This is a genomic window from uncultured Maritalea sp. (genome assembly GCF_937139385.1).
Classification (GTDB): domain Bacteria; phylum Pseudomonadota; class Alphaproteobacteria; order Rhizobiales; family Devosiaceae; genus Maritalea; species Maritalea porphyrae_A.
Map to the genome: position 1 here is coordinate 1 of NZ_CAKZPW010000277.1, position 22,147 is coordinate 22,147.

Sequence of the window (22,147 nt, forward strand, 5' to 3'; positions counted from 1 at the left end):
GAGTGCCACGCGCTGAGGGATACGCCAGTAACGCCAATATTATCGCCCGTTACGCCTTGGTCACCGGGTTTGTGTGCTTGGTTGGCGTTCGCACATATACTGGCAACTTGCGTTTTCTTTTTCTCTTAGGGCCTTTTTTGGGGGTCATCATTTGTCTATTGAGCGGTTCACGCGGCGCATTTCTAGCGTTGCCTGTATTTATGCTCGCTGCAGTTGGCTTTTTGTTGGCTGACTTTGCAAGGCGAGTCGGCACAATTCGGATTGCACTTTTGGTTTTTGTTCTTGCTTGTGTGTCCCTAATTGGTTTGGTCTTGATGTCTGATCGGCTTTTCCAACTTGGCAAAACCGTTTCGGATGTGATGGCCGGCAATTCTGCAGGAGAGGCCGTGGACGTTCGATTGGATATGTATGTCGCTGGTTGGCGCGCATTTCTTGATCAGCCAATTTTTGGCTATGGTTGGCCAAACATTGTTTCCGCTGCCAACGATGCTTTATCACCCACTGCGCGAACATCAAGTCTATTGGCCTATCGGCATTTACACAATGACTTCCTAAACTTTGCCGTAGGTGGCGGTCTAGTTGGTGTCCTTGCTTGGCTAACATTTTTGCTGGCACCACTAATCTGGACTTGGAACATAGCGCCCGGTGAGCGCAATTCATCAGCCCGTTTTGTGTTGTTTTTGTTGCCCTGCGCTCTTTTCGTTTTCGGCGCCACAGATATGTCGATTGGCTATGATGTCATGACGGTTGTCTATTTTTGCTTGATCTATCTCGCGCTTTCCACAGTCCGCCAAACTGCGCAATAGTGCACATATTGGCCAAAGGTTTGGTTGAAAATTAACCCGTCTCATGGGACAAGCGAAGAACATTCTCTCCTTGGTCGTAAGGGTTCCAGCATGCCAGCCATTAAAAAAGAAGACTTCATCCAATCCATCGCAGATGGTTTTCAGTTCATTTCTTATTATCATCCACTTGATTATGTGGAAGCTGTGGCCAAAGCCTATGAGCGTGAAGAAAATCCTGCGGCCAAAGATGCGATTGCGCAAATCCTAACCAACTCACGCATGTGCGCAGAGGGACATCGGCCGATTTGCCAAGACACAGGCATTGCTGTCGTGTTTCTAGAGATTGGCCAAGATGTGCGCTGGGATACAGATATGACCATCGAAGAAATGGTCAATGAAGGCGTGCGTCAGGCCTATACAGGTGTGGACGACAATTTGCTTCGCGCGTCGATTCTAATGGACCCTGCGGGCAAGCGAAACAACTCAGGCGATAATGCGCCAGCGGTCATTCACTATGAAATGGTTGCCGGCGACAAGGTGGAAGTCACCGTTGCAGCAAAAGGCGGCGGTTCCGAGAATAAAGCCAAACTGGCTATGCTTAACCCCTCGGATGATATTGTTGAATGGGTGCTCAAAACGGTACCAACGCTGGGCGCTGGTTGGTGTCCTCCGGGCGTGCTCGGAATTGGCATTGGTGGTACACCGGAAAAGGCCATGTATATGGCCAAGAAATCACTTATGGCTCCAGTTAACATCCAAGAGCTTATGGACAGAGGCCCCAATTCAACGGCCGAAGAGTTGCGCCTTGAGTTGTTCGAAAAAGTGAACGCGCTAGGCATTGGTGCGCAAGGACTAGGTGGATTGACCACCGTTGTTGACGTGAAGGTTTTGGATATGCCAACCCACGCCGCCTCAAAACCGGTTGGCTTGGCACCAAACTGCGCGGCAAACCGTCATGTACATTTCACGCTTGATGGAACAGGGGCCGCAGACTTAACGCCGCCCCCTTTAAGCGCGTGGCCAGATATTGGCTGGAAACCTTCAAAAGAAGCCAAATCTGTAGATCTTGGAAACCTGAGCAAAGAAGAAGTTGCCACTTGGAAACAAGGCGATCGTTTGCTGCTAAACGGTAAAATATTGACTGGGCGAGATGCCGCGCACAAACGCATTCAATCGCTTTATGAAAGTGGGGAGGGGTTGCCTGAAGGCGTCGATTTCACGGATCGTGTCATTTATTACGTAGGTCCAGTTGACCCGGTTGGCACCGAGGCGGTTGGACCAGCTGGCCCAACGACAGCCACGCGCATGGACAAATTCACCGAAATGATGCTCGACAAAACCGGACTTGTGGCGATGATCGGCAAAGCCGAACGCGGTGAAGCTGGACTTGAAGCGATCAAAAAACATAAAGCGGCATACTTGATGGCAACAGGCGGGGCTGCCTATTTGATTTCCAAGGCGATTAGATCTTCACGCGTTGTGGCATTTGAAGAGCTTGGTATGGAAGCTATTTACGAATTTGAAGTGGAAAACATGCCAGTAACAGTTGCAGTAGACGCGACTGGCGAAAGTGTACACAATATCGCACCAGCCATTTGGCGCAAAAAGATCGGCAAACTTCCGGAGCCAGCATGAGCCTAATAGAACGCGAAATTCGCACCTCTGATTTGGATTTGATCTGTCATCATCGCTTTGAAATGTTTCGTGACATTGGCGAGCCATTGGACAAAATCGAAGCGATGATTGTTGAATTTCGCAAATGGCTTAATCCGCGATTGCATAGTGGGGAGTATTTTGGGTTCGTTCTTGAAGAAAACGGAAAACCCGCCGGCGGTATTGGCTTGGCCATTATCGATTGGGCACCTCACGTGTTGCATCCAAAGGAACATTTGCGCGGCTATATCTCCAACGTCTATGTTGAGCACCATTGCCGTCGCCAAGGTATTGCCAGTCGCTTGATGGAATTAGGCGAAGCCGAGCTCAAAAAACGCGGCGCAACACTAATTGTATTGCATGCATCGGACGCAGGCCGTGAGATTTACGACAAAACAGGTTGGCGGCAATCAAGTGAAATGATCAAAAACGTCTAGTTGTTTTTCCATTTCCCAAGCTTTTATCGTCACACTGCCGCTATGGGTCTGCGCAGTTTTGCTTTGCGTTTCGCTAACTTGCCAACCGTTTCGTTCATAAAAACGTCGTGCGCCATCGTTTCCAACTAAGCAATTGAGCGTGGCTCTTAAAGCGCCTTCGGCGACCAGTTTTGCTTCACCTAACTCCAATAGTCTTTGGCCCACACCCATCCCCCGGACGGTATTTGCAACGAAAAGCTGAGAAAGGCGTGCTTCTTTGGCTATGACGAGTGCAACTAAGTTTCCTTCGTCTAACGCAATAATGATGTTGGGATAGAAAGCATCAATTCGCTCTTGCATAAAAGAAATGTCACGAAAACTCGCGATGTCTTGGTGTTGGTGCGGCGCTTGAGTTTCGTGCCACACTTGATGATACAAATTGGCGATCTTGCCGAGTTCATCTGACCGTGCGACACGAAACTCCATTGCAGTTCTCTTCTTCTGAATAGGCGGCAATCCTATCGCAGCCAGCCGCCAGGTTGTGGATGTAAGTCCATCATGCCATCTTTGCATGCAGCGTCAATCACCTTCAATTCTTCAGTTGAAAGCTCAAGGTTTTTCAGGGCACCCAAATTGTCTTTGAGTTGTTCAAGAGTGCGCACACCAATCAATGCTGATGTCATTTCAGAGCGGCGCAGCACCCATGCAAGGGCTAATTGAACAAGCGTCTGCCCGCGTTGATCTGCCAAGTCTTGCAAAGCATCAACCGCGGCCAAAACGCCAGGTTCCAGATGGCGACCAAATAGGGATGAACCGGGTTCAGTCGCCCGAGTGCCTGTTGTCTTGTTCTTGGAGTATTTGCCACTCAACACCCCTTGGGCAAGAGGTGAAAAAGCAATGCAACCGATACCCAATTCGCCAAGTGTGTCCAATGTTCCGTCGTCTTCAATCCAACGGTTCAGCATCGAATAGCTAGGCTGATGGATGGTAAGGGGCACACCCATTTCTTTTAGAATTCGATGTGCTTCGATCGTTTCTTGTTTTGGGTAAGAAGAAACGCCCACATAGAGGGCTTTGCCTTGATTGTAGAGCGTGGCGAGCGCACCCATTGTTTCTTCCAATGGTGTTTCTGGGTCAAAGCGATGTGAATAGAATATGTCGAAATATTCCACCCCACACCGTTTCAAGCTTTGATCACAACTGGCGATTAGATATTTGCGAGAACCAAATTCGCCGTATGGTCCAGGCCACATGTCATAGCCTGCCTTGGAAGAGATGATCATTTCGTCGCGATTGGGGGCAAAGTCCCTTGCCATGATCTGCCCGAACAGTTCTTCCGATGATCCAGCAGGCGGGCCATAATTGTTGGCCAAATCGAAATGGGTCACCCCTTGATCAAAAGCGTAACTCAGTATTTCAAAAGCACTTGGATAATCCCGAGTGCCGCCAAAATTCTGCCAGAGGCCTAGGCTGATTTCTGGAAGTTTAAGACCCGATCTGCCCGTACGGCGATATTGCATTTGGTCGTATCTAGTGTCACTGGCTCGATAGGGCATATGTGTCTCCAACGTGCTTAATTGTAAAAAACTTGTTGGATTGTACGTACAATATTGGAGTAGGTCCAAGGCAAGTGCAAAAATTGATCTTTCTTGATGGCGCTAAAGACTTGGCCTTTTCCTTCAGTTTTGCTACACCCCGTCGTCAGCTTGCACAGGATCAAGGTTCGAAAAATGTCTGAGTTTAAGGTTGTAGCGCTTTATAAATTTGTGGCGCTCCCCGATTATCGCGAGCTTCGCGATCCAATTTATGATTTTTGTGTTCAACACGGTATTAAAGGCGCTCTGCTTTTGGCAGAGGAAGGCATCAATGGAACTGTCGCAGGCAGCCCTGAAGATATCGATGCTTTGATGGACTATTTTGCCCGTGGCAATTTGTTCAAAGGGCGCCTTACAGGCGGCGAGGTCAAGTTCTCACGGGCGAGTGAGATGCCGTTTATGCGCATGAAGGTGAAACTGAAAAAAGAAATCGTGACCTTGCGCGCACCAGAAGCTGATCCGACCAAACTGGTTGGCACCTATGTGGAGCCAAACGATTGGAACAACATCATTTCTGATGAAGAAACAATCGTTCTGGATACGCGCAACGATTATGAAGTGGCAATTGGTACTTTTGAAGGGGCGTTGGACCCTAAGACCGATAATTTCACGCAGTTCAAAGATTTCGTTGAAAAGAACCTCGACCCGACGAAAAATAAAAAAGTCGCCATGTTTTGCACCGGAGGCATTCGTTGTGAAAAAGCGTCCTCCTATATGCTCGCCAAGGGCTTTGAGGAAGTCTATCACCTCAAAGGCGGTATTTTGAAGTATTTGGAAGAGACCCCAGAAGAGACCAGCATGTGGAATGGTGAGTGTTTTGTGTTTGATGAACGCGTTTCCGTTGGCCACGGTCTGGTGGAGGGGGAGCTTGCTCTATGTCGAGCTTGTCGATTCCCATTAACGCCTGAAGATATGCAGCATGCAGACTATATCGAAGGTCAACAATGTCATCACTGTGCGGACAAAATCAGCGAGAAAAGCCGCGCCCGAGCTGCTGAGCGCGAAAAGCAAATCCGATTGGCTGAGGAGCGCGGACAGCAACATATTGGTGACCAAGCCCAAAAATTCGCCGAACAAAACAAGCTGCGGATGAAAAAGCTGCGCGAAGAGCAACGTCTGCTCAATCAAGCCCGCAGTCCGACCGACTGAGCCGTCTAGGTGATGATTCCGGCGTCCTTTGCCGCCTGCACTTGCCCGCGGCTGATGGGCAGCTTTTGGCCGTCTAGCATTTCAATGAGATAGTTTGAGTTTTGCCGTTCAACCCGCTTGATGCCGTTCACAGCCACCCAATGTGAGCGATGGATTTTCAACCCGTCAACACCTTCGGCTTCTTTAATCGCATCACTCATGCGCATCAAAAGCAATTCCTGACCGCGTGATGTAACCACATTCACATAATGGTCTTGCATGGACAAATAGAGCAAAGGGCCGCGATTTTGAATTTGTAAACGCGCCAAAATGTCAATTGATTTGGGCGCGCTGGGCCGGCTTTCGCGCAAAAACAAAACGTGTAACGCAGCCACACAAATCGAAATCAAGATGCAGTAAACGACAGTCATCAGGCCGGAAAAGCCTTTGATATCCCAATCACCCAAAATTGCAGCGTTGGCGACATAAACAACAATTGAAACTGGAATACCTGAGCCAACGCCCGATGCAAGAATGACTAGCCAGACATTTGGCGACTTCCATTTTTGATTGATTGTGTTGACCATCACGCCGCCGCCAAACATGCCGGCGCCATAGCCAACAAAAACCATGCCGATCCAGTAGGCAATACGCGGCACGGGCGCGAAATAGTCAAATGTGGCAAAAGGGCCAACAAGGCCAAGTATGACGCCCAATATGAGCATGGCCCCTAACGTCTTGGGAGACGAAAACATCTGTCGCATTTCGCGAAGCGTCAATTGTATGGCGTTGCCAATCACGAACTAACCCTTTCATTCGCGAACTCAAGATTGTTGTGCAGACTTTTGCCGGGATAACCCTGCAATTGCAAGTGGCACAGTGCCATTTGGCTTGGATAGGGAACATCTAGTTGAAATTATCAATATTTTTTGAAACGCCAATCGCCGTTCAAATCCATATGATTTGTGCAGTCAGTTGTCTGTTTTTGGGCCTCTATATGCTGCTCAGCAAAAAGGGGACAAAACATCACAAGCAAGTGGGTTGGGTTTGGGTTCTTTTGATGCTGGCTACCGCCACAAGTGCAACTTTCATTCATCAGTTGCGCATGATTTGGATTTTCAGCCCTATTCACATTTTTGTGCCGGTAACTTTTATCGGCCTTTTCAGCGGAATTCGGCACGCACGTGCAGGGCGAATTGCAGCCCATCGTGCATCGATGCGCTCGATGTATTGGGGCGCGCTGTGCATCCCATTTGCCTTCGCGCTACTGCCTGACCGCGTGCTTGCATACATGTTTGGAACTAGAGATTTGGAGTGGTTTCCTATGGCCCTTGTCGCAGCGATTGTTTTGGGTGTTGGTGCTTATTATCGCTGGGAGCCTTTTTGGAAAAAAAGCATTCAGCGGCTTTTGTCTGCCAATTGATCCGCAAATGCAATAAAGGCTTGGCTGTGCCCAGGATGTGGATCGTGCCGCATGATGGAGTATAAGCCAAGCAACATCAAATAAAGCTGATGAGCGATTTCTTTAGCGCTTGGATTATCGTATCCCATTTGTTCAAGCAAATGTGCAACATATTCAATGCGAGCGCGTTCAGTCGCTCTGATCCGGTCTCCAACCCAAGGCTCTTGCCCGGCCCATGCCCTTAGCGCGCCTTCAACAGCTATTGAATCTAGGCCATGTATTTGTGTTGCGGTGGAGAGGCGCGCAAGCGCCCTCAGCTTTTCGCTCGCTGAATTTCCTTGGTCATCTAAGGCATTGATGATCTCATGTGTGCCTTCTTGTTCCCAGAACTCTAGCATTTGTGTAAGCAAAGCTGGTCTGTCCGCAAAGTGCCAATAAAAGGAGCCTTTAGTGGTGTTAAGCTTTTTGGCAATTCGTTCGACTTTCACGCCGTCGATACCTTCTTCTCCTAGGGTTTTGAACGCTGCCAATAACCAATCTGTCTTGTCGTGTCTTGCTTTCCGGCCCATTCAGCTTTGCCCCCTGCGTCAATTTAACATACGTTAGCGTATTGTATTTTACGCCGCCACGCTTTAGATACGTGAGCGTATGTTATGCCAAGGAGCCAACCAAATGACCAGCTTTTTCAAAACGACAAATATGTGGCTTATGGCCGCTGCCCTGATATCTTTTGCAACAACGGCGCTGCACGTATTTATCGGTACCGGCCAAATTATGGATCCCCTATATGCATCGGATGCACCTGCATTGACCAAAGGCCTTGCCGAGGTGATGTGGAACCAGATTACATTGCTGCTGTTGGTCGGCGGTGGGGTATTATGGTGGGCCGCTACCCACTCCCAGACAGCCGTTCAGTTCTCACTCACCATCATCGTTCTATATTTGGGCATCGCCATATTGTTCGTTGTGTCGGGGCTTAACCGGTTTGGCGGCTTGTGGGTGATGGAGCAATGGACACTATTCCTCCTGATGGCGGTATTAGCAATCGTTGGCGTAGCGCAGCCAAAAAAGCTGACGCCAGTTTGAGTTGATCCACAAATGACTTGTCAATTCACCGCCCAATCCACATGTTGTTGGCATATTGAATTGTTATTTGGGGGAGTGTGAGGCGTGTTAAAAAAGCTTAAGCGCCATTTGCTGAACTGGTTCGTTTCCAATTACAAACATCGCAAGCGGGCCGGATTTCAAAACAGCGTGGAACAGGCGCTTGCCAGCGCTTATCGTCAAATCGAGAGGTCAAAATATGCGTTTTTGGTCTCGCAAGGTGATCGCTTTCCTGACGCACGACTGATTGAGCCGTTGTTTGAAAAAGATGGCTTCGTCTTTTGGATTGGCACCAGCCCAAAATCGCGCAAGGTTGAGCAAATCAAAAAGGACAGCCAGGTGACATTGGCGTTTTCTAACCAAAAGGACAATTCAAATCTGTTGGTAAAAGCAAGCGCTGAACTGGTTGATGACATTGCTTTACGGGCTCAACATTGGAAACCCTATTGGCGTCTATTCTTTCCTTCTGGTCCGAAAGGAGATGATTACCTCTTGATAAAACTCAATGTCAAAGAGATCGAGGTGCTGGATTTTTCACAAAACGTTGTACCAGAACCATTTGGGTTGAAACCTTTCCATTTGGTCCGAAGCGAATTCGGATGGAAACTGGGAGGCTAAATAGCTTGTAAAAACCGAAGGAGTTCCGAGCGGAACATCTCTGGTGAATCAAGGTTCGCGCAATGACCTGCATCGGGTAGGTCCACGAGTTTGAAATGGGAGGTGGCTTGCATGGCCGTCAGTGTTGGCCCAAGCGTTGGTTTGATGGAATTGTCTGCTAGACCGCGCAAAAATAGAATGGGCTTGTCAAAATCAACTGCATGTTTGATGAGGTCATAATTGCCAATTTGAACGGCGATCTTAATCACTGTACTTAAGTCACACTCACCAAACATTTGTCGGACTTTGTCGCGTGTTTCTGATTTCTTTGAAACACCAAGTGCGCCCAATGCTGCAACTAGTCTTTTGCCCAATAGTTGATAGATCTTTGGCAACATCCAAATGGCGAGTTTAGGTGTCTGAAGTGAATAAGTTGTCCCAAAACTAGCAAAGCACGAAAGTCGATGCTTGTAACTTTTCATAAGGCCTAGCCCTACCAATCCGCCAAGCGAATTGCCAACAAAAGCAACTTCGTCGATTTCCGCATGGTCAATAATCGCTATAATGTCCTTCCCTAACGCAGAAATTGAACAGTCCTTGAGATCAACCATTTGCGTGGGATGTGAGTAACCGTGACCAAATAGATCAGGCACGACGACGCGATAACCATTTTCTGAGAAGTAAATCGCATCAGCGGCGAATTGTGCGCCATTTGCAGCCAGCCCGTGGCATAGCAACAAGGCAGGCGCGCCAGTTTCGCCAACGTCCAAGTAGCTCAGCTTTTTGCCATTGTATTCAACAAATTTCCGCTTACCTGCTGCCAATCGACTACTCATCTCCAATGGTGCGTTTGGAACCGTGCAGCGCAAAGAAACCAAGCAGTGCGATCCGCACTTCATCTTGCGCATCCAAATTGGCGCAATGTCCACCTTTTGGAATGTCAAAGCAGGCGAAGTTTTTCTGCTGCCTCATCTCACGCATGGTGGTCATCAACGCCGCATTGACCAAAACATCTTCGCCTCCACGCAACATCATGATGGGTTTTTCAAACTGTTTGCCGTTTTGAATGAAGTCATAGTTGCCAACACTTTTGGCGACATAACTGACCACATTAATATCATAGTCATCAAGCAGTTCATGCACCAGTTCTTGTGCCGAGCGGCGCTTTGACGTGCTGCGCGCAATAATTTTTTCTACCCATTCAGAGCCGATGAAATCATAAATTCGCGGCACAGCATCAGCCGGAAAACTAGGCGTCGCCAACGCATAAGAAGTGCCAAATGTTGTGAACGTTATAAACCGATCTGAATGAGTGGGCAGCAGATGCAAAGCCAATATTCCACCAAGCGAATTGCCCACATAGTGTACAGCATCAATGCCCGCATCATCCAAAATGGCAATTAGATCGCTGGCCATATTCGGAATAGAAAAGTCATCTTGTATTAGCTTTTCCGGCACACTTGATCGGCCATGCCCGCGCAGGTCCGGCAAGATCACCCGATAGCCATGTTCGACAAAAAACAAAGCATCTTCAGAAAACTGCCGGCCGCTTGAAGCCAACCCGTGGCACAAAACGATTGCGGGCTGATCCTTGGGGCCCACATCACAGTAAGAAATACTGTATTTTCCGACCGAGATCAGCTTTGCCGGCAGCAACGGTAGCGTATGCCGTTCTTTTTTACTGTTCATGATCTATTAGAAACCTAACCTGCATTTCCAATTAAGATACCCACGGCAAACACCAAGGAGCCACCGAAAACAACCTGCATGACTGCGCGCCAAAACGGGGTGTCCATATATTTGTTTTGTATCCAAGCAATCGCCCATAATTCAACAAAAACAACAGCAACTGCTGTGGCCGTGGCCGTCCAGAAATCAGTAATCAAATAGGGTAGGGCGTGGCCCAATCCACCAAGGGTGGTCATAATGCCGGCTGCAAAACCGCGCTTAATGGGTGATCCGCGTCCGGTCAGTTTACCATCATCAGATGCAGCTTCAGTGAAACCCATAGAAATGCCGGCCCCAAGCGAGGCAGCCAAGCCAACAAGAAATGTCTGCCATGTGCTGTGGGTGGCAAATGCTGCCGCAAATATCGGTGCCAAGGTTGAAACGGATCCATCCATAAGACCGGCAAGCCCCGGCTGCACATAAGTGAGCAAAAACTTGCGGTGGGCTTGTTCTTTCTCTTCGGTAACCGCATCCTCGTGCAAGTGCGCCGCTTCTAGCTCGTTCGCAGCACGCTTATGGTGCTGTTCGGCAATGGCGAGATCGCCCAGCAACTTGCGAATATTAGAGTCTTTTGTGCGCTTTACCGCCTCCAGATAAAAGTTTTGAGCAGCTTCTTCCATTTCCCACGCTTGTTGGCGAATGGTCTCCAACGGCAGATTCTTCATCAACCACAATGGTTTGCGCTCCAAAAACCCACGAACATGTTCGCGCCGGACCAGTGGGATGTTTTTGCCAAACTTTTTTTCGAACGCTGCAATAAGCAAATGTCTGTGTTCGTTTTCCTCCGCGACCATCCCCTCAAACACAGCAGCGGAGGCCGGAAACTCTTCGCGCAGCATTTGAGCATAAGCGGCATAAATGCGCGCATCATCTTCCTCAGAAGATATAGCAAGCGCCAATATTTCAGCTTCGCTCAAATCGTCAAAATGGCGTTTTTGCCAGCCCAATACGCGTCGTAACATGCTCGTTTTCCCTTGGTGCGGAGAATATAGAAAATTCACCTACTCACATTGGGACATGCGGACGCGCGGATCAACAAATATGTCGAGCGAATTGTCGCGTTCGCCTACTCTGTTTTTTGAAGGGTCGATAGACCGTGTGAAGTTCTGGTCAACAAGTTGCTGATGCCCTTACGCCAAAGCCACAAGTCGCGCCGCTGCCGACTTGTGATCAAACTCGAAGAACCAAGCGAACAAAACGGCCGGTTTAAAAAACACCATTGGCTTGTTGCAGCGCCCGAACATAAGCAACAATGGGGGCAATTTCAGTTTCTGTAATGCCGTCGACAGGTGGCATGTCGCCAAATTTCCAATGATGAGCGCGCACGCCGTTCAGCGCGGCCAGAAAAAATGCGCCATCCCCATGGTGGTTGGGTTCATAAATGCGGTGCATGAGGGGGGGGCCGTTTGCGCTGCCAAGTCCATAGTCACCGTGACAGCTTGCGCAGCTTTTGTTGAAATTTGACTGGCCAAGTTTTTGCGTCGCGTTTAGTGAGGGGATGACGAAACCGTCCGGGATCAACGTTGTTTCCTCTTGCGGCAATTGCGTTGCTTTTGGCCAAAGCACTAATACTGCGATCACGGCCAAAATCCCTAAGATTGCAATTGGGAGCTGCTTGTTCACTTTGTCCTCCACCAAACTGTCGCATTCCTTCCCTAAACCTTCCAGTAGGGAGCAAGTCAAGCGTCAACGGTAGGGTAGTTTGCCGCCGGCATTCAAGCAAAATCACAAGGGCGTGCAATTTCTCTTTTCGTGTCCGCATAAAGCTGATAATCAGCGCGCTATGACTGACTTGAAACACATTCGCAACTTTTCGATCGTGGCGCATATTGACCACGGCAAATCCACTTTGGCCGACCGGTTGATTCAAAACACCGGTGGGCTCGCTGAGCGTGAAATGCAGCAGCAGGTGCTCGATAGCATGGATATCGAGCGCGAGCGCGGAATCACGATTAAAGCGCAAACCGTTCGTCTAAGCTATAAGGCTAATGACGGCGAGACATATGTGCTCAACTTGATCGACACGCCAGGACACGTCGACTTCGCTTATGAGGTCAACCGGTCGCTAGCAGCTTGTGAAGGTTCACTTTTGGTTGTGGATGCGTCCCAAGGTGTGGAAGCGCAAACTCTGGCCAACGTTTATCAAGCAATGGAAGTTGACCATGAAATTGTCCCTGTGCTCAATAAAATCGATTTGCCTGCCGCAGAGCCTGATCGGGTAAAGCAGCAAATTGAAGATGTGATTGGGTTGGACGCTTCAGACGCCGTTGAAATTTCGGCAAAGACCGGTATTGGCATCGATAAGGTACTCGAAGCAGTTGTGACGCGCTTGCCCGCACCAACAGGTGATCGAGACGCGCCGCTGAAGGCGATGCTGGTGGATAGCTGGTACGATTCCTATTTAGGCGTGATTGTTTTGATCCGCGTCATTGATGGCGTGATCAAAAAGGGCCAAAAAGTCAAAATGATGAATACGGGCGCGATCTATGAGTTGGATCGGGTAGGCGTGTTTACACCAAAATTGGTCGATATTGGCGAACTCGGCCCGGGCGAAATCGGGTTCATCACAGCCTCAATCAAAGAAGTCGCGGACACCAACGTGGGTGATACAATCACCGACGCGAAGAAACCTTGCGCAGAGGCGCTCACCGGTTTCCGGCCCGCACAGCCTGTTGTGTTCTGTGGTCTGTTCCCCGTGGATGCAAACGACTTTGAAGATTTGCGTGCCGCGATGGGCCGATTGCGCCTGAACGATGCGAGTTTTTCCTATGAAATGGAAACATCGGCTGCGCTCGGCTTTGGTTTCCGTTGTGGATTTTTGGGGCTGTTGCACCTTGAGATTATTCAAGAGCGCCTCAGCCGCGAATTTGACCTTGATCTCATCGCCACCGCACCAAGTGTTGTTTATGAACTTGGGATGCGCGATGGCAGCGAAATGAAACTGCATAATCCCGCAGACATGCCAGATGTGATGAAGGTTGAAGAAATCCGCGAGCCATGGATCAAAGCCAATATTTTGACGCCAGATGAATATCTTGGGCCGATCTTGAAGCTTTGCCAAGATCGCCGCGGCATTCAAACTGATCTCACCTACGTCGGTACGCGGGCAATGGTACAATATGATTTACCGCTCAACGAAGTCGTATTCGATTTCTATGACCGCTTGAAATCGATCTCCAAAGGTTATGCGAGTTTTGATTATCAAATCTCTGATTACCGCGCTGGCGATTTGGTGAAAATGTCTGTGCTGGTAAATGGTGAGCCAGTGGATGCCTTGTCCATGTTGGTTCACAGAGTTGCCGCTGAATCACGTGGCCGTGTGATGTGCGAAAAACTCAAAGAGTTGATCCCACAGCATTTGTTCAAAATTCCAATTCAGGCGGCGATTGGCGGCAAGGTGATTGCCCGAGAAACCATCTCAGCGCTGCGTAAAGACGTGACCGCAAAGTGCTATGGTGGTGATGCGACCCGTAAGCGCAAGCTTTTGGATAAGCAAAAGGCGGGTAAGAAGAAAATGCGCCAATTCGGTAAAGTTGAAATCCCTCAAGAAGCCTTTATCAAAGCGCTGAAGATGGGTGATAACTAGCATGTCAAAGTCGCGCTTTCATCTTGCCTATCATGTGACGGATTTGGATGAAGCGCGCGCCTTTTATGGCGACCTTCTGGGCTGCAAAGAAGGGCGCAGCACAAACACATGGGTCGACTTTGATTTCTTCGGACATCAGATTTCATTGCATTTGGGCACCCCTTTTCCTGTGGCGAACACGGGAAAAGTGGGTGAACATATGGTGCCTATGCCTCATTTGGGGGTGATCTTGCCCAAAACCGATTGGGACAATCTGGCACAAAAGCTTCAGAGTGCCAGCCTCGAATTTGTCATAGAACCCACCACACGGTTTGCAGGCGAACCAGGCGAGCAAAGCACCATGTTCTTCTTTGACCCTTCGGGTAACCCGATTGAGGTCAAAGGTTTTGCCGACTTTGACGGTATTTTCGCCAGCTAGATATCTCAAAATGGGTAAGCTCCGTGAGGCGGTTTATGCAACCATGCCCATAATACGATAGACGATCTGGGCCGTAGTGAAATCCCAGGCTTGGCTATCACGGTTTGGTGCCAATTCTACAATGTCCATGCCAACGCAGCGGCGTCCAACAAGGGCCGAACGCACGATGTTCAGTGCCTGATAGTAACCCAATCCACCTGGCACAGGCGTGCCAGTTGCGGGCATAATGGATGGGTCTAGCCCATCAACATCAAAGCTAATGTAAATGTCTTCTGGGAAGTCCTCAGGCAATTCAATTGAATTGATATTCTTAGTAACTAACTCTTCCCCATCGATAAAGGTAACCCCATTTCTCGTGCGACTGTCCACCTCTTGTTGGCACAGGGCACGCACGCCATATTGGGCAAGTGAATGGCCATCTTCACACAACAAATGCATAACGGATGCGTGCGAGTGTTCTTCGCCCTGATAAGCAATTCGCAAATCCGCATGGGCGTCGATTTGAACGATGCCAACTTTGCGACCGAGCCCTTCAGAAACGCCTTTCACCGCACCATAAGTGAGGGAATGTTCGCCCCCCAATGTTACCGGAATCTTGCCCTGCGTAACGATGGTTTGCGTTTGCCGCGCCAACCGCTCCATTACTTCGGGCAAATCACCCTCGCAAAGAACCGCATCAACAGTGGCAATACCTTTGCTACAAGGTTCCCCCTCCGGGCAAATGCGTTCTAGCTCGTTGGAAGCTTCAATAATTGCATCAGGCCCACCAGCGGTGCCTGAACCGTAGGAAACCGTGCGTTCAAGTGGCATGGGGACAATTACGAATTTTGCACCAACAATATTGCGCTCGGCGCCGGTGAGTTCACTGTCAAGGAAGTCAGCCATTTTGCTCTTTTCTAAGAAAGTCGCTGTTCAAAATCATCATAGCCAAACTGCTTGATGAGGCGGGTTTGGTTGGTTTGCGAATTCCAAATTGCAATCGCGGGTAATGGAACGCCGTTAAAGGTGTTTGTTTTTACCATCGAATAATGGGCTTGGTCCAAAAAGGCAAAACGATCCCCAATTTCAAATGGGGCCGCTGGTTGATATTCGCCAATAATGTCGCCCGCAAGACACGAAGGTCCACCCAACAAAAAGCTTGTGCCTTTATTGGTTTCTCCCAACATCGCTGGACGATAAGGTGCTTCAATTACATCAGGCATATGGCAGGTCGCCGATATGTCTGTGATGGCCAACTGCTTGTCGTTTTTGGGTAAGTCTAAGACTTCACCCACCAAGATGCCCGCATCAATGGCGCTGGCTTCGCCCGGTTCAAGGTATACGTCAACTTGATGTTTGGTTCGGATATCTTTGATGAACTCAATCAGCCCGTCGCGATTATAGTCGGGGCGCGTGATGTGATGCCCCCCACCAAAATTGATCCATTTGAGATTTGCCAAGTAGGGTTCAATTTTGGGTAAGATCGCGGCCCAAGTGCGCTCAAGCGGTTCAAAACCTTGCTCACACAATGTGTGCATGTGAATGCCCTCAACGTCCACAAAATCAGACGTGCGCAATTGGGAAACGGGAATGCCCAAACGGGAGCAAGGCGCGCAAGGGTCGTACTTCTCTGTGTGCCCCTCAGAATGCTCAGGGTTAATTCGTAGCCCAATTGAAACCTGTTCGCCTGCAGCACGCATCGTCTCAACAATCGAAGAAAAACGATCCTTTTGCCCAACAGAGTTGAAGATGAGATGGTCACTCAGCTTGATGATTTCAGGCAAATCCTGTGGCTTGTAACCCGCGCAAAATGTGGTCAGTGATCCGCCATAATGCCGGTTGGCAAGCTGGGCTTCAAACAGTCCGGAAGCACAGGTGCCGTCCAAATATGTGCGCACAAGTGGCGCGAGTGAGAACATAGAAAATGCCTTCAATGCCAACAGCACTTTTGCCCCAGACTGCGCTTTCACAGCGGCCAAAATGGCGAGGTTGCGTTCAATTGCAACCTCGTCCATAACAAAACAAGGCGAGGGGACAGACCTAAGGTCGAATTTGCCAAAGTCGCCTTCATCGCCGCTTTGTGGCAACCCAAAATCGCTCATCTCTTCGCCTTTATTGTTTAGAATTGGACGGGGCCGTCCAGCTCTTTTACTTCCCAAGGCAGGCCATGGTTGTTGAGCATGTCCATGAAATCATCAGGATCAAGCTGCTCCATGTTCCAAACGCCGGGTTGTGCCCAATTGTCTTTTAGGAATTGCGCCGCGCCGATCATGGCAGGCACACCCGTTGTATAGGCAACAGCTTGCGAGCCAACTTCTGCGTAGCACTCCTCGTGATCGCAAATGTTGTAGATGTAATAGGTCTTTTCGCCCGCACCATCTTTGGCATTACCTGTTGCAATATCACCGATACAGGTCTTGCCCTTGGTCAATTCGCCCAAATCGCTTGGATCGGGCAACACTGAAGCAAGGAACTGCAAAGGAATGATTTCTTTGCCGTCATGCATCACTGGTTCAATCGACGTCATGCCGATGTTTTGTAAAACGGTCACATGATTGATGTAAGCATCACCAAAGGTCATCCAAAAACGCGCGCGCTGAATTTCTGGGAAGTGCGTTTTAAGGCTTTCAAGCTCTTCATGATACATCAAATACATGTTCTTCTCCCCAACAACTGGGAAGTCGAACTTGTAATTGTGCGTCATGGCTGGGCTTTCCACCCATTCACCATTCTCCCAGTGCCGCGCGGGCGCTGTCACTTCGCGAATATTGATCTCTGGGTTGAAGTTGGTCGCAAAGGCTTTGCCATTGTCCCCGCCATTACAGTCCAAAACATCGATTTGGCGAATGCTATCAAGCTTGTGTTTGCGCAACCAAGTCGCGAACACAGATGTTACACCGGGATCAAACCCAGAACCCAAAACAGCTGTCAGCCCAGCTTCTTTGAATTTGTCTTGATAAGCCCATTGCCAATGATATTCAAACTTTGCCTCATCTTCAGGTTCATAGTTTGCCGTATCAAGGTAGTTTGCACCAGCCTTCAAGCATGCATCCATGATTGCAAGGTCTTGGTAGGGCAAAGCAAGGTTGACCACCAGGTCCGCCCCCACTTGTTTGATCAAGGCAGCGGTCGCTTCCACATCCATTGCATCGATTTCAGCGGTCTTGATCTCAACCCCAGTGCGTTCTTTTACTGATTTGGCTATGTCGTCGCATTTAAATTTGCGGCGACTTGCCAATGTGATGTCGGTAAAAATATCGCTATTCATTGCCATCTTGTGAACAGCAACAGATCCAACGCCCCCGGCGCCAATGACAAGTGTCTTGCCCATCAAAGTTCCCCTTTTTAGGTTGAGGGTGGTTTTAAAGTTCAACTATTTTTCGAAGTAAGTGTAGCCACTCAAGCTGTCTTTGTAAGCTGCAATGAGCACTCGACGTTCTGAAATCGACAACTTCTTTTCACTTACAGCGTTGTCAACACGTTTGCGGAATGTTGCAAGGCATGTCTGGGCCTCATATTCCACATACTCCAGAACCTCAGAAATGGTATCGCCCTCAACTTCATGCAGCAGGTCAAAGTTCCCATCATTGCCCAACGCCACGGTGACAACATTCGTGTCGCCGAAAAGATTGTGCAAATCACCCAGTGTTTCTTGGTATGCGCCAACAAAGAATACGCCGATGTAGTAGTCTTCGTTTTCTTTTAGGTCATGCACGGGCAGGGTTTTTGATATTCCGTCAGCAAGCACAAATCGGTCGATCTTACCATCTGAATCACATGTGATATCGGACAGCATGGCCTGGCGATGCGGTGTTTCGTTTAGCCGTTGCAACGGCATAATTGGGTGCAATTGATCAATAGCCCAAACATCAGGAAGAGATTGGAAAAGCGAGAAATTGCCGTGATAAATATCGGCGAAACTGCCCAGTTGCTCTTCAAGTTGTGCGGACGTTTCAGCATCAGCCGCCAGTGTCTTAAATTGGGCAACCAAATATCTGAAAACGGTTTCAGCTTGGGCGAGCGACTTAATATCCATGTTGCCGCGCCGGAACAAAGCCCGCACTTCATCCCGATAATAAATCGCATCGTTCACGCATTCTTGCAGACGTTTTGTGGACAAATAGCCCTGAATGGCCAAAAGGTCTTTGATCAAATGATGTGCATTTTCGCCGGTTTCCGGCAAGGTTGCGCTATCGTATAGGGTGGCGTCCAATACATCAAAAATCAACATTGACGACAGTGCAACAACGCCACGCCCGCTTTCGGTCACGATATTAGGATGTTCAATCTTGGCTTCATCCATCGCATATTTGACCGTTTCAACGATAGCTTCGCAATACTCTGGCAAACTATAGTTGACGGAGTTTTCGTTCGATTGTTTTTCACCCGTGTAATCGATGCCAAGGCCACCGCCAAGGTCGAGAAACTTGAAGGGCATGCCAAGCGATTTGAGCTCCGTGTAAAAGCGACAAGCTTCTTGCACAATGCGTCGTACATCATTGATATCGGATATCTGAGAGCCCAAGTGCGAATGCTGTAGGATCAGGCAATCTTCCATGCCCTCTGCCTTCAATCGCTCAGTTACCGCAACCACATTATCGGTGGTCATGCCAAAGGTTGAGCGATCGCCCGAGCTCTCTGCCCAATACCCAGTGATCTGGTGCGTGAGCTTAATGCGCGCACCAAGTCGTGGCTTCTCGCCAAGTGCTTTGGATACCCGGATGACCAAATCCAACTCTTTCGGGCTTTCCAAAACAATAATCGTGTTAAAGCCGATTTTGCAGGATAGGATCGCTAAGCGGATAAATTCTTCATCCTTCACGCCGTTGCAAATCAGCAAACTGTCTTTGGCTAGGTTTTGCGACAGCGCAATTAATAACTCAGGCTTTGAGCCAACTTCTAGCCCATAGCTAAATTGGCGTCCGGTCTCAACGATCCGTTCAACTACTTCTGCTTGTTGGTTGACCTTGATTGGAAACACACCGCGGTAATCGCCGCCATATTTGTAACCATCTATGGCTTTTGCAAACCCTTGATTGAGTTCGATAAGACTGTTTTGCAAAAAGGAATTAACGCGCAGCAAAATTGGCGAATGAATTCCGCGTTCCGCCAAATCGTTCACGATCGAGGGAATGCTTACAGGAAGTGCCTTGGGGTTCATCACGTCAACGAGCCCAGCGTCACCGTTTGGCAGAACTGTGAGGATCTTGTGTCCCCAACGATCAATGCCGTAGATTTCGGCACCCAATCTTGTTTCCAATTCGAAAATCTCCAATCAATCCGAATGTAATAGTGCCACAGCAATTCGCTGCTCACCAACTTCAACGCCAAGAATAGGCAAGCGGCCAAATTGTCAATCTCAATTATGGTTTCTGCCATTCATTTGCAACATTGCACCTTTGTATAAAACGCAATAGGCCTTTTCAAACGCTGCATCTCACCATACAGTTTTGGTCAACATTTCAATAATACGAATTGTGATATTGGGGAGTGAATTATGAAAATTGCAAGTTTAATGGCTGCGACCTTTGCAGCACTTTTGGGCGCCACTACAATTGCAGCCGCTGAAAGCCTGCCAGATTTAGGCGGGCGCACTATCGTCGCCGTAACCGAAAACGCCTATACGCCGCTCAATTTTGCAGACCCGAAAACGGGGGAAGGCATTGGTTGGGAGTATGATGCCTTCAATGAAATCGCTTTGCGGTTGAATGCAAAAGTTGACTGGCAGATTTCAAGTTGGGACACCATGATACAAGCTGTGCGCGATGGCCAGTTCGATGTGGGTATGGATGGAATAACAATTACGGACGAACGGGCAACGCAAATTGACTTCTCTGAGCCCTATATGACTTCGCAACAGTTCCTGCTGGTGCGTGCTAACGAAACCCAGTTTACCGACGCTTCAAGTTTTGCCGCAAATGCAGATCTGCTGGTCGGGGCGCAACCGGGCACAACCAACTTCTATGTGGCTGTATACGACATGCTTGATGGTGATGAAGCCAACCCGCGGATCAAATTGTTTGAGACGTTTGGTGCAAGTGTGCAAGCTCTAAAAGTTGGCGACGTCGATACTGTATTGATGGATAGCACATCTGCACAAGGCTATATGGGCGCAAATCCAGGAGCTTTCAAAATTGTTGGTGACGCTTTGGGCACCGAAGATTTTGGCTTTATCTTTACACCGGGTTCCGACCTTGTTGCACCAATTAATGCGGCGCTGAAATCTATGCGCGAAGATGGAACACTCGAAAAACTGAACCAGAAGTGGTTCTACGAGTATAAAGCCAACCAATAAGCGTAATTGGTGCCCACCATTGGTGGGCACCCATCCTACCAGCCCAGAGTTTGTCCCCCTAATGACCCCTATGCAAACGACAGCCAAACGCGAGATCCCTTTTTGGTTGCTCGCCGCCATTTTGTGCGCTGTGGTGGTGCTGTGGTCCATCATTGCGGATCAGGGCTATCAAACGATCTTCTTCGCGCTGAGCCGTGGCGTTTCCACTACGCTTTATGTGACCCTTGTTGCCTTTACGCTCAGCGTCTGTTTGGCCACTGTTGTTGTTTTGGCGCGCGTTTCCCCACTCCGTGTTTTGCGTGAAGTGGCCACATTTTACATAGAAATTGTGCGCGGCATCCCCATGCTGGTGTTGCTGTTTTACATAGCGTTTGTGGGTGCCCCATGGTTTGTCGATTTCTTCAACTGGGGCATGAACCCGTTGATTGAATTGGGGTTATTTGGAAAGATGACCGTGCGCGGCTTCGATTTCACATGGCGGGCGATCATTGCGCTCACAATTTCCTATTCCGCTTTTATTGCTGAAATCTTTCGTGCCGGAATTGAAGCAGTTGACCGCGGTCAAGTTGAAGCAGCAAAGGCACTGGGGTTGGGCCGGTGGCACACCTTTCGTTTTGTCGTCGCCCCTCAAGCTTTCAAATTGATCTTGCCGCCAATGGGCAATGAACTGGTGGCGATGATCAAAGATAGCGCGCTAGTGTCGGTGTTGGGAGTGCAAGATATAACGCAATTGGGGAAGGTTTATTCGGCCTCTACATTCAAGTTTTTTGAAACATACAACGTTGTTGCATTCCTATATTTGGTGATGACCATTTCATTGTCGCTGATCGTTCGCTGGCTTGAAAGCATCATGGGGCGTTCGATGCGCGAAACCAACCGTCATCGGCGCTAGATCGCGCCCTTATCTTGCTTGTGACATCAAACTACGTTAAACCGCGCAAACATAGGGGTTTTTCGTCAGGCATGGACTGCCAAACAGATCAGAGAGTCCATTCATTTTGTTCAATCGTTTTCTATCCGCTTCAGCCGATGGCTTTGTCGCGCCGTCACCCGCCCAGCTTCGCATCGATATTCTTGCTGGACTAACCGTTGCTTTGGCATTGGTGCCCGAAGCAGTTGCTTTTGCTTTTGTGGCAGGGGTTCATCCGCTGGTGGGGCTTTACGCCGCTTTCATCGTTGGCTTGGTTACCGCCATACTTGGCGGGCGTCCAGGCATGATTTCAGGCGCAACCGGCGCGCTTGCGGTTGTTATGGTTTCCTTGGTAGCTCAGCATGGCATTGAATATTTGTTCGCAACGGTCGTGTTAATGGGCATCATTCAGATTTTCGTCGGCATTATGCGCTGGGGCAAATTCATCCGTATGGTCCCCCATCCTGTTATGCTAGGCTTTGTGAACGGCCTAGCTATCGTGATTTTTCTCGCTCAATTGAGTCAGTTCCAAGTGCCTGGTTCAGCGACCG

At 49.0% G+C, this 22,147-nt stretch carries 24 protein-coding genes; 12 read left to right on the forward strand and 12 right to left on the reverse strand.

Annotated features, from left to right (window positions below):
- From Q0231_RS11210 to Q0231_RS11220, 3 genes are all read left to right on the forward strand, one after another.
- Nucleotides 1-806: O-antigen ligase family protein (locus Q0231_RS11210; RefSeq protein WP_299347736.1), on the forward strand; the 806-nt coding region annotated here is incomplete at its 5' end.
- Between the two features lie 90 nt (nt 807-896).
- Nucleotides 897-2,420: a fumarate hydratase gene (locus Q0231_RS11215; RefSeq protein WP_269393047.1), complete on the forward strand. Its 1,524-nt coding sequence runs from the start codon at nt 897-899 to the stop codon at nt 2,418-2,420.
- Nucleotides 2,417-2,875: a GNAT family N-acetyltransferase gene (locus Q0231_RS11220; RefSeq protein ID WP_269393046.1), complete on the forward strand. Its 459-nt coding sequence runs from the start codon at nt 2,417-2,419 to the stop codon at nt 2,873-2,875. Before Q0231_RS11215 ends, Q0231_RS11220 begins: the two co-directional genes overlap by 4 nt.
- On the opposite strand, the gene Q0231_RS11225 is transcribed toward Q0231_RS11220, so the two are convergent.
- Nucleotides 2,849-3,340, reverse strand: a complete 492-nt coding sequence (locus Q0231_RS11225) for a GNAT family N-acetyltransferase (RefSeq protein ID WP_269393045.1) — start codon at nt 3,338-3,340, stop codon at nt 2,849-2,851. The genes Q0231_RS11220 and Q0231_RS11225 overlap by 27 nt on opposite strands.
- 32 nt (nt 3,341-3,372) lie before the next feature.
- Nucleotides 3,373-4,410, reverse strand: a complete 1,038-nt coding sequence (locus Q0231_RS11230; RefSeq protein WP_299347737.1) for an aldo/keto reductase — start codon at nt 4,408-4,410, stop codon at nt 3,373-3,375.
- Between the two features lie 174 nt (nt 4,411-4,584).
- On the opposite strand from Q0231_RS11230, the gene Q0231_RS11235 reads away from it, so the two are divergent.
- Nucleotides 4,585-5,598, forward strand: coding sequence for a rhodanese-related sulfurtransferase (locus tag Q0231_RS11235; RefSeq protein ID WP_299347738.1), 1,014 nt, complete (start codon nt 4,585-4,587; stop codon nt 5,596-5,598).
- A 5-nt stretch (nt 5,599-5,603) separates the two neighbouring features.
- Here the strand turns inward: Q0231_RS11235 and Q0231_RS11240 are convergent, their stop codons facing one another.
- A complete protein-coding gene (locus Q0231_RS11240; protein WP_299347739.1) occupies nt 5,604-6,302 on the reverse strand; it encodes a LytTR family DNA-binding domain-containing protein in 699 nt (232 codons plus the stop codon).
- A 185-nt stretch (nt 6,303-6,487) separates the two neighbouring features.
- On the opposite strand from Q0231_RS11240, the gene Q0231_RS11245 reads away from it, so the two are divergent.
- Nucleotides 6,488-7,000: a DUF2306 domain-containing protein gene (locus tag Q0231_RS11245; RefSeq protein ID WP_269393041.1), complete on the forward strand. Its 513-nt coding sequence runs from the start codon at nt 6,488-6,490 to the stop codon at nt 6,998-7,000.
- Here the strand turns inward: Q0231_RS11245 and Q0231_RS11250 are convergent.
- Complete coding sequence (locus Q0231_RS11250; protein WP_299347740.1) at nt 6,976-7,548, reverse strand: TetR/AcrR family transcriptional regulator; 573 nt, start codon at nt 7,546-7,548, stop codon at nt 6,976-6,978. The two genes, Q0231_RS11245 and Q0231_RS11250, sit on opposite strands and share 25 nt — an antisense overlap.
- A 103-nt stretch (nt 7,549-7,651) precedes the next feature.
- Between Q0231_RS11250 and Q0231_RS11255 the strand changes: the two genes are divergently transcribed.
- Together Q0231_RS11255 and Q0231_RS11260 are read left to right on the forward strand one after the other, a co-directional pair.
- Complete coding sequence (locus Q0231_RS11255; RefSeq protein WP_299347741.1) at nt 7,652-8,065, forward strand: hypothetical protein; 414 nt, start codon at nt 7,652-7,654, stop codon at nt 8,063-8,065.
- 84 nt (nt 8,066-8,149) lie between these two features.
- Complete coding sequence (locus tag Q0231_RS11260; protein WP_269393038.1) at nt 8,150-8,701, forward strand: pyridoxamine 5'-phosphate oxidase family protein; 552 nt, start codon at nt 8,150-8,152, stop codon at nt 8,699-8,701.
- Here Q0231_RS11260 and Q0231_RS11265 read toward each other — a convergent pair.
- From Q0231_RS11265 to Q0231_RS11280, 4 genes are all read right to left on the reverse strand, one after another.
- Complete coding sequence (locus Q0231_RS11265) at nt 8,698-9,516, reverse strand: alpha/beta hydrolase (protein ID WP_299347742.1); 819 nt, start codon at nt 9,514-9,516, stop codon at nt 8,698-8,700. The genes Q0231_RS11260 and Q0231_RS11265 overlap by 4 nt on opposite strands.
- Nucleotides 9,509-10,369: an alpha/beta hydrolase gene (locus tag Q0231_RS11270; RefSeq protein WP_269393036.1), complete on the reverse strand. Its 861-nt coding sequence runs from the start codon at nt 10,367-10,369 to the stop codon at nt 9,509-9,511. The genes Q0231_RS11265 and Q0231_RS11270 overlap by 8 nt, the downstream gene beginning before the upstream one ends.
- A gap of 14 nt (nt 10,370-10,383) precedes the next feature.
- Nucleotides 10,384-11,370, reverse strand: a complete 987-nt coding sequence (mbfA, locus tag Q0231_RS11275) for an iron exporter MbfA (RefSeq protein WP_269393035.1) — start codon at nt 11,368-11,370, stop codon at nt 10,384-10,386.
- 244 nt (nt 11,371-11,614) lie between these two features.
- Nucleotides 11,615-12,031: a cytochrome c gene (locus Q0231_RS11280; protein ID WP_269393034.1), complete on the reverse strand. Its 417-nt coding sequence runs from the start codon at nt 12,029-12,031 to the stop codon at nt 11,615-11,617.
- Nucleotides 12,032-12,191: 160 nt separating this feature from the next.
- Between Q0231_RS11280 and lepA the strand changes: the two genes are divergently transcribed.
- Both lepA and Q0231_RS11290 read left to right on the forward strand, forming a co-directional pair.
- On the forward strand, nt 12,192-13,994 hold the full coding sequence (gene lepA / locus Q0231_RS11285) for a translation elongation factor 4 (RefSeq protein WP_269393033.1): 1,803 nt from the start codon (nt 12,192-12,194) through the stop codon (nt 13,992-13,994).
- 1 nt (nt 13,995) lies between these two features.
- A complete protein-coding gene (locus Q0231_RS11290; protein ID WP_299347743.1) occupies nt 13,996-14,412 on the forward strand; it encodes a VOC family protein in 417 nt (138 codons plus the stop codon).
- 33 nt (nt 14,413-14,445) lie between these two features.
- Here Q0231_RS11290 and speB read toward each other — a convergent pair whose 3' ends face one another.
- The 4 genes from speB to speA are packed head-to-tail and all read right to left on the reverse strand — an operon-like array spanning nt 14,446 to nt 19,651.
- Entirely contained in the window at nt 14,446-15,297 is an 852-nt protein-coding gene (speB, locus tag Q0231_RS11295) for an agmatinase (protein ID WP_299347744.1), read from the reverse strand.
- An 11-nt stretch (nt 15,298-15,308) separates the two neighbouring features.
- On the reverse strand, nt 15,309-16,493 hold the full coding sequence (gene nspC, locus Q0231_RS11300) for a carboxynorspermidine decarboxylase (RefSeq protein ID WP_299347745.1): 1,185 nt from the start codon (nt 16,491-16,493) through the stop codon (nt 15,309-15,311).
- Nucleotides 16,494-16,510: 17 nt separating this feature from the next.
- Nucleotides 16,511-17,722 carry a saccharopine dehydrogenase family protein gene (locus tag Q0231_RS11305; RefSeq protein WP_299347746.1) on the reverse strand — a complete coding sequence of 404 codons (1,212 nt, stop codon included), beginning with the start codon at nt 17,720-17,722 and terminating at the stop codon, nt 16,511-16,513.
- Nucleotides 17,723-17,764: 42 nt separating this feature from the next.
- Nucleotides 17,765-19,651 (reverse strand): biosynthetic arginine decarboxylase, encoded by a 1,887-nt coding sequence (gene speA / locus Q0231_RS11310; RefSeq protein ID WP_299347747.1) that lies wholly within the window; start codon nt 19,649-19,651, stop codon nt 17,765-17,767.
- 237 nt (nt 19,652-19,888) lie between these two features.
- On the opposite strand from speA, the gene Q0231_RS11315 reads away from it, so the two are divergent.
- The 3 genes from Q0231_RS11315 to Q0231_RS11325 all read left to right on the forward strand — a co-directional run.
- Nucleotides 19,889-20,686: a transporter substrate-binding domain-containing protein gene (locus Q0231_RS11315; protein WP_269393027.1), complete on the forward strand. Its 798-nt coding sequence runs from the start codon at nt 19,889-19,891 to the stop codon at nt 20,684-20,686.
- Nucleotides 20,687-20,747: 61 nt separating this feature from the next.
- Nucleotides 20,748-21,578, forward strand: coding sequence for an amino acid ABC transporter permease (locus tag Q0231_RS11320; protein ID WP_299347748.1), 831 nt, complete (start codon nt 20,748-20,750; stop codon nt 21,576-21,578).
- A 106-nt stretch (nt 21,579-21,684) separates the two neighbouring features.
- Nucleotides 21,685-22,147, forward strand: a 463-nt coding sequence (locus Q0231_RS11325; RefSeq protein WP_299347749.1) for a SulP family inorganic anion transporter, incomplete at its 3' end; no start/stop codon positions are given.